Here is a 13025-nt window from a genome sequence, read left to right on the forward strand (position 1 = left end):
TTTACAATATGGCATTAAAGGGTTTATTTAGAAAAAAGACAGTACAAGATATTTTAAAACAAGTAGAAAAAAATAATACTGACGGTCACAATGCTTTAGGTAAACATTTGACTGCTCGTGATTTGACTGCTTTTGGAATCGCTGCTATTGTGGGAGCTGGTATTTTTAGTACCATCGGTAAAGCAAGTGCAGATGGTGGTCCTGCTGTTATTTTCTTATTTTTATTTACTGCAATCGCATGCAGTTTTGCAGCTTTTGCGTATGCTGAATTTGCCTCGATGGTTCCTGTATCTGGAAGTGCTTATACGTATTCGTATGTTGCTTTTGGCGAAATTATAGCTTGGATTATCGGCTGGGCATTAATCATGGAATACTCTGTAGGAAATATCACTGTTGCTATATCGTGGAGTGATTATTTTACAGGATTGCTTGAAAGTGGTGGTCTGAGTTTGCCACAATGGGTTCAAATGGATTTCCTGTCTGCATCTAGGGGATTTGATGATGCCACAGCCCTGATGCAAAGTGGTAAAGAATATGTCAACTTAAGTCCAGCCTTACAAGATGCTCATACCGCTTGGGAAACATCACCTAAGATTGGATCGTTTCATTTTGTTGCAGACCTTCCCGCATTGTTGATTATCGTTTTAATCACGGCATTAATTTACCGTGGGATGAAAGAGTCTCGTAATGCAAGTAATATTATGGTGGTGGTCAAATTGTGTATCGTTCTTTTAGTGATTGCGGTTGGTGTTTTTTATGTAGATACTGCAAATTGGGATCCATTTGCTCCAAATGGTGTTACAGGAGTTTTGAAAGGAGTTTCAGCTGTATTTTTTGCTTATATCGGTTTTGATGCTATTTCGACAACGGCTGAAGAATGTAAAGATCCACAACGTGATTTGCCAAGAGGAATGATGTGGGCCATCATTATCTGTACCATTTTATACATTGCAATAGCATTGGTATTAACAGGAATGGTGAGTTACGATCAATTGAATGTAGGTGATCCACTAGCTTTTGTATTTGAAAAATTAGACTTAAAATGGATGTCGGGTATTATTGCAGTAAGTGCAGTAGTAGCAATGGCAAGTGTTTTATTGGTCTTTCAAATGGGACAGCCCCGTATTTGGATGAGCATGAGTCGTGATGGTTTGTTGCCGAAACGTTTCTCAAAAGTACATCCAAAATACAAAACGCCTTCTTACGCAACTATAGTCACTGGTTTTGTAGTAGCAGTTCCAGCTTTGTTTTTGAACTTAACTTTGGTTACTGATTTGTGTAGTATTGGTACTTTATTTGCCTTTGTACTGGTTTGTGCGGGAGTTTTAGTGTTACAAAACAAAACCGACATTCCTCGTGGAAAATTCAAAACCCCTTATGTTAATTCGAAATATATTTTGCCAGTTTTAATAGTAATTGGGTTGGTTTTCGCTTTTGGTTACAACAAAAAAGCGACTATGGATTTTATTACTAATGAAACTCAAATCAATAATTCAGCCGATATTATCACCTCTTTAAACAAAGAGGAAACTCAAAAAGTTTACGATTATTTAGTGACAGTTGATGCTAAAAATAGTACTACTGAAACACCTGATTTAGAATTATTATTGAGTCAATACCAAGCTGATGATGCCCAATATTCTAGAATCATTGCTGGTTTACCGATTGCGGATTCCTTAAAATATGAAAGTGGTTTTAGTTTATTCAAACATAAAATTCCGATGTGGATATTCTTGATTACTTTAATCGGATTAGCCGTTTGGTCTTTCAAATCTAACTTATCTTTAATACCGTTATTGGGTTTAATCTGTTGTTTGTATATGATGGCCGAATTAAGCGTTTGGAACTGGATTTATTTTGGAATCTGGCTTTTATTAGGTTTAGTAATTTACTTTGGCTTTAGCCGAAAAAATAGTAAACTAAATACTGTAGCGGTATAGAAATAGACTTTTTTAATACCAAAAACCGTCTCGTGCAAGCCAGACGGTTTTTTTGTATTTATGAATTTTGTATTTGAGTCTAGAACTAATGTAAAAGTCCATGCAAATAAATCCAATTTGAATTTTTATCAGTTTGCAAAAGCCAAAAAACTAGATCTAAATTATAGTTGTTATTTTACACTTGTGAAAGCACAATTAAGACGATTGCCAATAAAGCTAAAAACAATCCTACAATATTCTTTTTACTAAGTTTTTCTTTAAAAATTAAAACACCAACTAGACTTCCAATTACGATTACTCCCAAATTCATACCCGCAAATACAGTAGAAGGACTTTTTGAGAAATCCTGATGTGCCTTGAGGTAGAAAAGGATATTTCCAAAATTGAACATTCCTACCAAAGCCCCAAAAATAACATTGCTAGTTTTTAAGACTATTTTTTTTAGGATTATTTCGTAGGCAACTACGGCAATCATGATTGTCATAGCAATTCCAAATATTACAAATAATGAAGTAGTATAGGGCAGACTTGTAAAAGAGGAAATTTGCTTGAAGAGAATGTCTATCACCCCAAAACCCATTAGTACCACGGCTGGATAAACCCACTTGGTAGCAGTATTTTGGGTGCTTTTTGAAAGAATTAGCACTAGGGCTGGTACTGCAACAACAAAAGCTACTATTTTTAGTACACTAAATTGTTCGTTGAAAATGAGCCAAGCTGCTAGAATGGGGATAAAAAGGGATAAGCGTTGGGCTGCATCCGTTTTAACAATTCCCATGTGCTTAATGGATGCTGCCAAAAAAAGGAAAATTATAGGCAATAAAATACCTATGATTCCATAGAGTTCCCAGGGTGCTGTTGCATTGACTTTAGTTATATCTGGACTGAAGGTAGCATAGCAAAACAGAATAGCAAACACATAATTCCATGCTACAATTTGAGTGTGATTGATAGAGTATTTTCGAGCAATTTTAAAGAGTATTCCAACGGTTACACTACAAATTATACTTAGAATTAAAAATAGCATAGGTTTTTATATTTTGCTGCTTTTAATACTGTTTATTCCAGTATTAAAAGCAGCTATTAATTTTTGAATAGATTTTTAGGGCAAAAAAAAACAATAGGAAATCTATTGTTTTTAATTGTAACTAGTATAATCTTTTCTCATTTTTTATTTAAAATGAGAGCAATTTTCTATCCTTTTTTTATACATCGTGTTTGTATTATTTTTCTAGTTTTTTGAAAAAAAAATATTTAAAAAAGTACTTTCCTTGGATAATGCAAACTTGAATTAAACTTGAATTACACCCAGATTAAATTTCTTTTCAATAGGCGAGTGGTTGGCCGCTTCAATACCCATAGAAATCCAAGTTCGAGTATCAAGGGGATCAATAATAGCATCTGTCCATAATCGTGATGCAGCATAGTAAGGTGAAACTTGTTCGTCATACCTAGCCTTTATTTTATCAAACAACTCTTTTTCCTTTGCTTCATCGACTAGTTCTCCTTTTGCTTTAAGCGAAGAAGCTTCAATTTGAGCCAGTACTTTTGCAGCTTGAGTACCTCCCATAACTGCTAATTCTGCACTTGGCCAAGCAAATATTAATCTTGGATCGTATGCTTTTCCACACATTGCATAATTTCCTGCTCCATATGAATTACCCACAATTACCGTGAATTTTGGCACTACTGAATTAGAAACTGCATTAACCATTTTTGCACCATCTTTAATAATACCGCCATGTTCTGATTTTGAACCTACCATAAAACCAGTAACGTCTTGCACAAAAACTAAAGGAATTTTCTTTTGGTTGCAATTGGCAATAAATCGAGTCGCTTTGTCAGCAGAATCAGAGTAGATTACGCCACCAAATTGCATTTCGCCATTTTTGGTTTTCACCACTTTTCTTTGGTTGGCAACAATTCCCACTGCCCAACCGTCAATTCTAGCATACCCAGTAATTATTGTTTGGCCGTAACCGTCTTTGTACGCTTCAAATTCAGAGTTATCAACCAGTCGATTGATGATTTCCATCATATCATATTGTTCATTACGAGCTTTAGGTAAAACACCATAGATTTCTTTTTCGTCTAATCCAGGTTGCATCGCTTTAATCCTATTGTAACCGGCTTTATCAAAATCACCTATTTTATCAACTATATTCTTTATTCTGTCTAAAGCATCTTTGTCATCTTTGGCCTTGTAATCAGTCACTCCCGAAATTTCGCAATGTGTAGTTGCTCCGCCAAGGGTTTCGTTATCAATGCTTTCACCAATGGCCGCTTTGACTAAATAACTTCCGGCTAAGAAAATACTTCCTGTTTTATCAACAATCATAGCCTCGTCACTCATAATGGGCAAGTAAGCACCGCCAGCCACACAACTCCCCATAACTGCAGCAATTTGGGTAATTCCCATGCTACTCATATGTGCATTATTTCTAAAAATACGACCAAAATGTTCTTTGTCTGGGAAAATTTCGTCTTGTAAAGGCAAGTAAACGCCAGCACTATCCACTAAATAGATGATTGGTAGGCGGTTTTCCATAGCAATTTCTTGGGCACGTAAATTTTTCTTTGCGGTGATGGGAAACCATGCACCTGCTTTTACAGTCGCATCATTGGCCACAACGATGCATTGCTTTCCTCTAATGTATCCCATTTTTACTACTACGCCACCAGATGGACAACCACCATGTTCTGCATACATCCCTTCACCAACAAAAGCACCAATTTCAATACTTTTAGCTTTGGCGTCAAGCAAATAATCAATGCGCTCTCGGGCAGTCATTTTGCCTTCATTATGCAGTTTTTGAATGCGTTTTTCGCCACCTCCCAATTTGACGATGCTTAATTTTTGTCGCAAAGCAGAAAGTAAAAGTTTATTGTGGTCTTCATTTTTATTGAAGTTCAAATCCATGATCAAAATGTATTAAAATTTTGTGCTAAAATACAAAATCCAACTAAATAAATTTTATTATTTTAATTGGTTTGTAAAGAAAATCGAGTATAAGTTTACTATTAAAACAAAAAAACAGAAGTTTACTTCTGTTTTTTTATGAATTTAATAAAAAAAGAGTTGTTTATTTTTTAGACTCGTTAACCAGTCTTTTTAAAATGGCCCATTGTTTCAATGCATCGCGTGCTTCTACTGCAGGGTAGCCTAACATGGTTTTTCCAGCTGGGATATCCCCAGTAACGCCAGATCCAGCGCCTACAATAGCGCCGTCACCTATGGTGGTGTGGTCTTTTATAGAAGCGCTTCCGCCAATAATAACCCCGTTTCCAAGTGTTACAGACCCTGCAAGACCACTGTTTCCAGCCATAATGCAAAATTTGCCTAATTTGCTGTTATGTCCTATTTGAACTAAATTATCAATTTTGCAGCCATCTCCTAAAACAGTTGAACTAAATTTTCCTCGGTCTATACAAGAGTTCGCACCAATTTCAACACTATCTCCAATGATCACATTGCCAATTTGTGGAATTTTTACCAAACCTCTTTGTGGATCAGGACGAAACCCAAAACCATCAGCCCCAATTGTTGCATTGGGATGTATGATGCAATCGTTACCAACATGACAGCGTTCTCTAACAACAGTACCGGACCATATTACCGTGTTTTTTCCTACTGTACACTCATCCAAAATAGTCACATTCGGATAAAGGGTAGTATTATCTCCAATTATAGTTTTAGGACCAATGTAGCATCCCGCACCAATTCTAGCACCACTACAAATAGTTGCGGTTGGGTCAATCACTGCGGTTGGGTGAATGTCTACCGCAAAAAATGGAGTAGGTGGAGCAAAAAGTTCTAAAACTTGTGACATAGCCAAATCTGCATTTTTAACTTTAATAAATGCACGATCCTCTCCTGGTTTTATTCCAATATCCTCGTTGACAACGGCTACACAAGCTTTGGAGTCGGCCCAAAATTTTTCATATTTTTTATTTCCAATAAATGAAATTTCAGATTCGCTGGCAGCTTCAAGCTGTTCTGGTGCAGTAATACTTTGAGAAGTATTCCCAATTATTTCTCCCTTAAGAATATCATTTATTTCTTGAATGGTGTAGGATTTCATGAAGTATATCTTGATTTTGATTGTAAAATAGGTATCAAATAAAAGAATTTACCTTTTAAATTCCTAATTACAACTATTTCTTTAGTGATAGCGGTATACATAATAGCATTAAAAGGCAGTTTAATAAAAAGTTGTTACTTTATAAAAAATAAATGGAAGGACTTATTTACTCTTCATTTTTTTTAGTGAGGAAATCAATGATTCTGAAAACACCCGATACCCTATAGCGCGGATTTGCAATCCGTCCCTACACAGTACATCAATAATTTAAAACAAACCATATAACGCGGATTTACAATCCGTGCCCACACAATCCATCGACAATTTAAAACAAATTTAACATTACAACATCCAAATCATTGTCTAAGCCCGCATAATTTCTAGCAGAACTAAAATAATAATCCTCTGGTGAGCTAACTACTTTCTCTTTTACAGGATTGTTGTGTATATAATTCACTTTTTGTTTATGAACCAATTGGTTTCAATTATTTCAGCGTGATTGCCGTCTTGCCACCCGAGCCTGAAAGTGCGAATTGGCGAAGCATACTTTATAGCTTTGGTCTCTCTTTAGATGCGCGCACGCTTTTTCAAAATAAGCCAAAAGCCACTCCCTGCGACTCTCTGGTTCTTCTATAATAGTTTGAATAATTTTCTTGGAAGTGAATTTTTTAAAATCACGCATGACATCAGATAAAATAAAACCACTTGTGGCTTTACACATTAAATGGATATGACTGTGCATAATGCAATACGCATAAATCTCAAGTCCTTTTTTCTCCTGACAATATTGCAAAGCATTAACAATATTGTACTTTTGGTTGAGTCGCGTAAATATATCAACCCAACCTACTGTTGTAATAGTTATAAAATATGCCTGATCTGTTGTTGTTGCTTTATATTTTGTTGACATCTTTTTTTATCTAAAAATACAATAAAAGCTACAAATAAAACAATCACATCGCTTTAATTTATTTCTTTTGGTTTAGATTTGCTTTGTGGGCACGGATTATGGTTGTGTCTCATCGTTGTGGCTCATTATTGAGGGCACGGATTGCAAATCCGCGCTATCGTACATGAGAGATTTTTTTACATATCCGAGCGATCGGGGTCATTATTGAGGGCACGGATTGCAAATCCGCGCTATCGTACATGAGAGATTTTTTTACATATCCGAGCGATCGGGATAAAGGAAGGAGGTCCAAAAAACACTATACAAGATGCAATCATAATAGAAAACAAACTAAGCCAAGGAACTGCATTTACGGAACGCCAAAAAGAAGGTTTTGGAGCGATAATTAACGGACAAGCAAGTATGACAACAAAGTATTCTACTACTAAAATCGGAAAAGACGTTGCAATACCTGTTTCAAACAACAAAATTTTCAAATTTAATGATGCTGGTACCGATGATATTTCAAATGTTGTCGGCTCAAAAATTACAAAAGTTAAATAAAAAGATATGAATTTAAAACAACAAGAAAAATTATTTAAGGAGTTATTAGACAAACATTTCCTACCTAAAGGATTTATATACTTCCATGAATATCAAAATACAAATTACAGAAAGTTTAATGATGAAATCACATTACAAAACACATTATATGCTACATCGTCAGGTTGGCATTCATTTGTGAATGAAATATCATTCAAAAAAACAGAAAAAATAATTTATGAAATAGGGCTACCAAATATTGATTTTTCGACTTATTCTAAAAATGATTTAACCTGTACAATTAGAGATAATGAATTTGATATAAAGTTCCCTACAAAAGGTATTCATCCAATTGAAACCGAAGCAGATTGTATAGAATATTGCCAAAGAATAGTGAATTATATGGAAAATGAAGGAAAACAATTTATAGAAAAATATAGTTATTTGCCTAATGTTCTTTCAGAAATGGATAGATTGGAAAGCGAAGGAAAATATTGGAAAGAAATTCTTGCGGGAGGTCCTGAAAATTTGTTTAAGGGATTGATAATTGCCAAATTATGTAATGATATAAACTTTCAGAAAAAATTAAATTATGTTGATAAGATATTTTACGATGACCCTGACGAGTGGATTCCTTACTATGAAAAATTAAAAGAGCGATTAAAAACGGTAATGCCTATTTATAATATTTGATAGAAATGCCCGCTGATCGAAGTGTCCTTAAAAAAAACGTACTTAAAGACCGCGGGCTGCTGCGCGAATGTCTCTGATCCTGCTATACCAATGTCTCCGACTTCGCACCCAAGCTGCTCGAAGTATTCAAAAAAAACGTACTTAAAGACGGCGGTCTGCTGCGCGAATGTCTCCGACTTCGCGCCGTTTTAAATCGTAATGAACCCCGATCTCGCGGATATGTCTCTACGTACGATAGGCGGAATTGCATTCCGTGCCCACAATCAAAGTCAAATAATACAAGTAAAAATAAAAAAGCAACAAGTAAAATTGTTGTTTTTTTGTTTTGAAATTTGCAGCTGGCGATCGTTTGCAACGAGCACGATAGCGAGGATTTGCAATCCATGCCCTCACAGTGCATCAACAATCTAAAATAAACCCCGATGACTCGGATATGACGAACATTCTCGATATTGATAACAAGATCGCGCGGATATGGCCCCAGATGGCTCGGATATGACGAGCAATCTCGATATTGATAGCCCGATGGCGCGGATATGACGAACATCCCGATAGCGCGGATATGTCACTCGCACGATAGCGCGGATTTGCAATCCGTGCCCACAAAGTTCATCAACAATCTAAAATAAATCCAAGATTACAACATCTAATTCATTTTCTAAGCCCGCATAATTTCTAGCAGAACTAAAATAATAATCCTCTGGTGAGCTAACTACTTTCTCTTTTACAGGATTGTTGTGGATATAATTCACTTTTTGTTTTATGAACCAATTGGTTTCTATTATTTCAGCGTGATAGCCGTCTTGCCACCCGAGCCTGAAAGTGCGAATTGGCGAAGCATACTTTATAGCTTTGACCTCTCTTTAGATGCGCACAAGCTTGTTCAAAATAAGCCAAAAGCCACTCCCTGCGACTCTCTGGTTCCTCTTTAATCGTTTGAATAATTTTCTTGGAAGTGAATTTTTTAAAATCACGCATGACATCAGATAAAATAAAACCACTTGTGGCTTTACACATTAAATGGATATGACTGTGCATAATGCAATACGCATAAATCTCAAGTCCTTTTTTCTCCTGACAATATTGCAAAGCATTAACAATATTGTACTTTTGGTTGAGTCGCGTAAATATATCAACCCAACCTACTGTTGTAATAGTTATAAAATATGCCTGATCTGTTGTTGTTGCTTTATATTTTGTTGACATCCTTTTTTATCTAAAAATACAATAAAAGCTACAAATAAAACAATCACATCGCTTTAATTTATTTCTTTTCGTGTAGATTTGCTTTGTGGGCACGGATTATGGTTGTGGCTCATTGTTGTGGCTCATTATTGAGGGCACGGATTGCAAATCCGCGCTATCGTACATGAAAGATTTTTTTACATATCCGCGCGATCGGGGTTCCTTACCTTGAAATAAAGTTAAGAGACAGATTAAAAACACTTACAGCAAATGAAATCAAAAAACTGGAAGACGATATTGCCCGTCAGTTAAACGACCCAAATATTCCAGTTGATGAAAACGGCAATAAGTTACTGGAATTAGATATTGATGGCGAAAATGTTCCTGCGGTTATTGGAACGGAGGAAGGGTTAGAGAAAGTTGGAAAGAAAGTTTTTAGCAACATTGATGACTTCATAAATTCATTAACTTCCGAAAGTGCTCGTAAAAAAATTAGAGCTAATATTATAAATTTGACAGAAAGTAAACAACTGGCTCTTGAATATTTTAATAAAACAAAAGGACTTGCCAAAACAATTGACGATGCAGATTTTAAGGACTGGCTCGAAAAAACTTTTAAATATGAGGGCGGTACATTAAATTTTGAAGCACACCATATAATACCTGTCAAAGTATTGGAAAAAAACGATAAATTAAAAAATCTGCTTTTTGAATTATCAAAAGACCCAAAATTTAATTTTGATTTCGAATTTAATAAAATTGATAACGGAATGATGATTCAAAAGAAAAGTGTTAAACTAGAAGTTGATGGTCACGGTAAACATCCTGAATATGATAGAGAAATAAATATAAAGATAAATTCTATCATTCAAAAAGCAGGAAATGACAAATTAGCAGCCTTCAATCAAATAAAAAAGTTGATAAAAGATACCAAGACAACCTTAAAAAACGAAGTACTTTTGGGTACAAAAAATGTTAATGATATAACAAATTTTTAATATGAAATATTACGAGTTAGAATATAAACATTTTTTTGATAAAAATGACGAAAAAAAAAGAAGACAAATTGGCGAAGCCAACGGTGAGAAAGTACCAAATGGGAAACCATATTTTGATAGAATGGGTAATGGAGAAATTATAAAAGACGCTCCTATTTTTGATTGTTTTTTTTTAATGAGTTTTGACAAGCCACAGTTTTGGGAATGGCGTTTACAGGATATACATGGGTTTATAGGTGTAGGAAGTATTATTACGGGATGGTACATTTCAGACCGTTTTAAAAAGCTATTAGAGCAATTTAACATTGCCAAAGGGTTTTGGTTTTATCTTAGCAAGTTGTTGTATAAAGGAGTAAAACATGATTATTGGATATTTCAATATGCAACTATCGAAGACGGAATTGATAACACATCGTATTTGAATTATCAAGAATCAGAATTTTTAGATGCCGATGAAAATAGTTTGATGAGTTTTACTACTTATGATGAATTTATCGCAAAGCGAAAACAAATTCAAAGAGATTCTGATTATGAAAAAGATGTAATTCCGAAAAAAATTGTACTAAATAAAGAACTAGATTTTATTCCAATGTATGGTATAATTAATTCTGGGATTATAATTTCTGAACAATTAAAAGAAGCTATTGATAAAGCAAATTTAGAAGGTTTTGAGTTTTTGGAACTTGATTATGATGTTACGGTTGAATAAAAAGAAGCCCCGATGGCTCGGATATGACGAGCATTCTCGATATTGATCGCGCATCCCGATCGCGCGGATTTGTAATCCGTGCCCACATGGTGCATCAACAATCTAAAATAAATCCAACATTACGACCTCTAAATCATTGTCTAAGCCCGCATAATTTCTAGCAGAACTAAAATAATAATCCTCTGGTGAGCTAACTACTTTCTCTTTTACAGGATTGTTATGGATATAATTCACTTTTTGTTTTATGAACCAATTGGTTTCTATTATTTCAGCATGATAGCCGTCTTGCCACCCGAGCGTGAAAGTGCGAATTGGCGAAGCATACTTTATAACTTTGACCTCTTTTAAGATGCGCACAGGCTTTTTCAAAATAAGCCAAAAGCCATTCCCTGCGACTCTCTGGCTCTTCCATTATAGTTTGAATAATTTTCTTAGAGGTATATTTTTTAAAATCACGTATGACATCAGATAAAATAAAACCATTTGTGGCTTTGCACATTACATGTATATGACTGTGCATAACGCAATACACATATATTTCAAGTCCTTTTTTCTCTTGGCAATATTGCAAAGCATTGATAATATTGTACTTTTGGTTGAGTCGCGTAAATATATCAACCCAACCTACAGTTGTTATAGTAATAAAATATGCTTCATCTGTTGTTGTTGCTTTATATTTTGTTGACATCCTTTTTTATCTAAAAATACAATAAAAGCTACAAATAAAACAATCACATCGCTTTAATTTATTTCTTTTCGTGTAGATTTGCTTTGCGGGCAAGGATTATGGCTGTGGCGCATCGTTGTGGTTCATTATTGAAGGCACGGATTGCAAATCCGCGCTATCGTACATGAGAGATTTTTTTACATATCCGAGCGATCGGGAGTTTGAATGCATCTGAAATTATTCCAATATCCAAAGATAAAATATTCAAATTTAATGATGCAGGTACTGACAATGTAGCAAATGTAGTAGGTTCAAAAATAACTTCAATAAAATAATATAAAATGACAGGTAAACAATTAGAAAAAATACTTAAAAATCAACTAACTGATTATTTTAAAGAAAAAAATTATAAGTTTTCTCACGAATATGAAAATACATATTATACCAAGAAAGAAAGTTTATACGATATTAAATTAGAAGTGCAATCAAAATCAAGTAGTATTGGATATGCAGATTTTAATTTAACATTTTGGAATATTGAAGATATTATATTAGAAATAGGTCTACCAAATCGTACCCTAAAACGTATGTTAGAAATTTATAAAAATTTTACAACAATACAAGATATAGGTGTAAGAACAATTGTGAAATATGATAAATTGAATCCAATTGAAACCGAAGCAGATTGTATAGAATATTGCCAAAGAATAGTGAATTATATGGAAAATGAAGGAGCACAATTTATAGAAAAATATAGTTATTTGCCTAATGTTCTTTCAGAAATGGATAGATTGGAAAGCGAAGGAAAATATTGGAATGAAATATTAACTGGTATGGCAGAACATAGATTTAGAGGGTTAATTATATCAAAATTATGTAATGATAAGAGATTCTTTGTAAAACAAGAAATGCTTGATGCAAAATTTTCAACGATTCCTTTATTAGTTAATAACGGATGGCTTCCTTATTACGAAAAATTAAAAGAGCGATTAAAAACGGTAGAGCCTATTTATAATATTTGATAGAAATAAAAAACCCCGATGGCTCGGATATGACGAGCATCCCGATGGCTCGGATATGACGAGCATTCTCGATATTGATCGCGCGGAATTGCATTCCGTGCCCACAAGCACGATAGCGCGGATTTGCAATCCGTGCCCACACAGTGCATCAACAATCTAAAATAAGTCCAACATTACAACATCTAAATCATTGTCTAAGCCCGCATAATTTCTAGCAGAACTAAAATAATAATCCTCTGGTGAGCTAACTACTTTCTCTTTTACAGGATTGTTGTGTATATAATTCACTTTTTGTTT

Annotated in this window: 9 protein-coding genes and 4 pseudogenes; 6 read left to right on the plus strand and 7 right to left on the minus strand. The window is 34.5% G+C overall.

Features of this window, described 5'->3' with window-relative positions; all coding sequences use genetic code 11:
• The first annotated feature begins 8 nt into the window (after positions 1 to 8).
• Positions 9 to 1940: an amino acid permease gene (locus ACNQGB_RS12620; protein ID WP_417944064.1), complete on the plus strand. Its 1932-nt coding sequence runs from the start codon at positions 9 to 11 to the stop codon at positions 1938 to 1940.
• Between the two features lie 175 nt (positions 1941 to 2115).
• Here ACNQGB_RS12620 and ACNQGB_RS12625 read toward each other — a convergent pair whose 3' ends face one another.
• The 4 genes and pseudogenes from ACNQGB_RS12625 to ACNQGB_RS12640 all read right to left on the minus strand — a co-directional run bounded on the left by ACNQGB_RS12625 (position 2116) and on the right by ACNQGB_RS12640 (position 6932).
• The gene (locus tag ACNQGB_RS12625) at positions 2116 to 2967 is read right to left on the minus strand and encodes an EamA family transporter (protein WP_417944065.1); all 852 of its coding nucleotides are present in this window, start codon (positions 2965 to 2967) and stop codon (positions 2116 to 2118) included.
• 264 nt (positions 2968 to 3231) lie between these two features.
• Positions 3232 to 4860 carry an acyl-CoA carboxylase subunit beta gene (locus tag ACNQGB_RS12630; protein ID WP_417944066.1) on the minus strand — a complete coding sequence of 543 codons (1629 nt, stop codon included), beginning with the start codon at positions 4858 to 4860 and terminating at the stop codon, positions 3232 to 3234.
• Between the two features lie 163 nt (positions 4861 to 5023).
• Positions 5024 to 6022 carry a UDP-3-O-(3-hydroxymyristoyl)glucosamine N-acyltransferase gene (gene lpxD, locus ACNQGB_RS12635; protein ID WP_417944067.1) on the minus strand — a complete coding sequence of 333 codons (999 nt, stop codon included), beginning with the start codon at positions 6020 to 6022 and terminating at the stop codon, positions 5024 to 5026.
• A gap of 325 nt (positions 6023 to 6347) precedes the next feature.
• A pseudogene (locus tag ACNQGB_RS12640) lies at positions 6348 to 6932 on the minus strand (REP-associated tyrosine transposase).
• A gap of 402 nt (positions 6933 to 7334) precedes the next feature.
• Here ACNQGB_RS12640 and ACNQGB_RS12645 point away from each other — a divergent pair.
• Together ACNQGB_RS12645 and ACNQGB_RS12650 are read left to right on the plus strand one after the other, a co-directional pair.
• Positions 7335 to 7475, plus strand: a complete 141-nt coding sequence (locus tag ACNQGB_RS12645; protein ID WP_472777121.1) for a hypothetical protein — start codon at positions 7335 to 7337, stop codon at positions 7473 to 7475.
• A gap of 6 nt (positions 7476 to 7481) precedes the next feature.
• Complete coding sequence (locus ACNQGB_RS12650; RefSeq protein WP_417944068.1) at positions 7482 to 8147, plus strand: hypothetical protein; 666 nt, start codon at positions 7482 to 7484, stop codon at positions 8145 to 8147.
• A 620-nt stretch (positions 8148 to 8767) separates the two neighbouring features.
• Here ACNQGB_RS12650 and ACNQGB_RS12655 read toward each other — a convergent pair.
• Positions 8768 to 9353, minus strand: a pseudogene (locus ACNQGB_RS12655) (REP-associated tyrosine transposase).
• A 491-nt stretch (positions 9354 to 9844) separates the two neighbouring features.
• Between ACNQGB_RS12655 and ACNQGB_RS12660 the strand changes: the two are divergent.
• Positions 9845 to 10330, plus strand: a complete 486-nt coding sequence (locus ACNQGB_RS12660; RefSeq protein WP_417944069.1) for an AHH domain-containing protein — start codon at positions 9845 to 9847, stop codon at positions 10328 to 10330.
• A gap of 1 nt (position 10331) precedes the next feature.
• Positions 10332 to 11039, plus strand: a complete 708-nt coding sequence (locus tag ACNQGB_RS12665; RefSeq protein ID WP_417944070.1) for a hypothetical protein — start codon at positions 10332 to 10334, stop codon at positions 11037 to 11039.
• Positions 11040 to 11141: 102 nt separating this feature from the next.
• On the opposite strand, the pseudogene ACNQGB_RS12670 reads toward ACNQGB_RS12665, so the two are convergent.
• Positions 11142 to 11727, minus strand: a pseudogene (locus ACNQGB_RS12670) (REP-associated tyrosine transposase).
• A gap of 320 nt (positions 11728 to 12047) precedes the next feature.
• Between ACNQGB_RS12670 and ACNQGB_RS12675 the strand changes: the two are divergent.
• Positions 12048 to 12728, plus strand: a complete 681-nt coding sequence (locus ACNQGB_RS12675) for a hypothetical protein (protein WP_417944071.1) — start codon at positions 12048 to 12050, stop codon at positions 12726 to 12728.
• Between the two features lie 156 nt (positions 12729 to 12884).
• Here ACNQGB_RS12675 and ACNQGB_RS12680 read toward each other — a convergent pair.
• Positions 12885 to 13025 (minus strand): annotated as a pseudogene (locus tag ACNQGB_RS12680) (REP-associated tyrosine transposase); the annotation flags it as partial.

The organism is Flavobacterium frigidum, assembly GCF_048286795.2.

Coding starts and splice junctions, on each gene's coding strand:
- lpxD (WP_417944067.1), bottom strand. CDS start 6,022: ATGAAATCCTACACCATTCAAGAAATAAATGATATTCTTAAGGGAGAA.
- ACNQGB_RS12675 (WP_417944071.1), top strand. CDS start 12,048: ATGACAGGTAAACAATTAGAAAAAATACTTAAAAATCAACTAACTGAT.
- ACNQGB_RS12620 (WP_417944064.1), top strand. CDS start 9: ATGGCATTAAAGGGTTTATTTAGAAAAAAGACAGTACAAGATATTTTA.
- ACNQGB_RS12650 (WP_417944068.1), top strand. CDS start 7,482: ATGAATTTAAAACAACAAGAAAAATTATTTAAGGAGTTATTAGACAAA.
- ACNQGB_RS12625 (WP_417944065.1), bottom strand. CDS start 2,967: ATGCTATTTTTAATTCTAAGTATAATTTGTAGTGTAACCGTTGGAATA.
- ACNQGB_RS12665 (WP_417944070.1), top strand. CDS start 10,332: ATGAAATATTACGAGTTAGAATATAAACATTTTTTTGATAAAAATGAC.
- ACNQGB_RS12630 (WP_417944066.1), bottom strand. CDS start 4,860: ATGGATTTGAACTTCAATAAAAATGAAGACCACAATAAACTTTTACTT.
- ACNQGB_RS12645 (WP_472777121.1), top strand. CDS start 7,335: ATGACAACAAAGTATTCTACTACTAAAATCGGAAAAGACGTTGCAATA.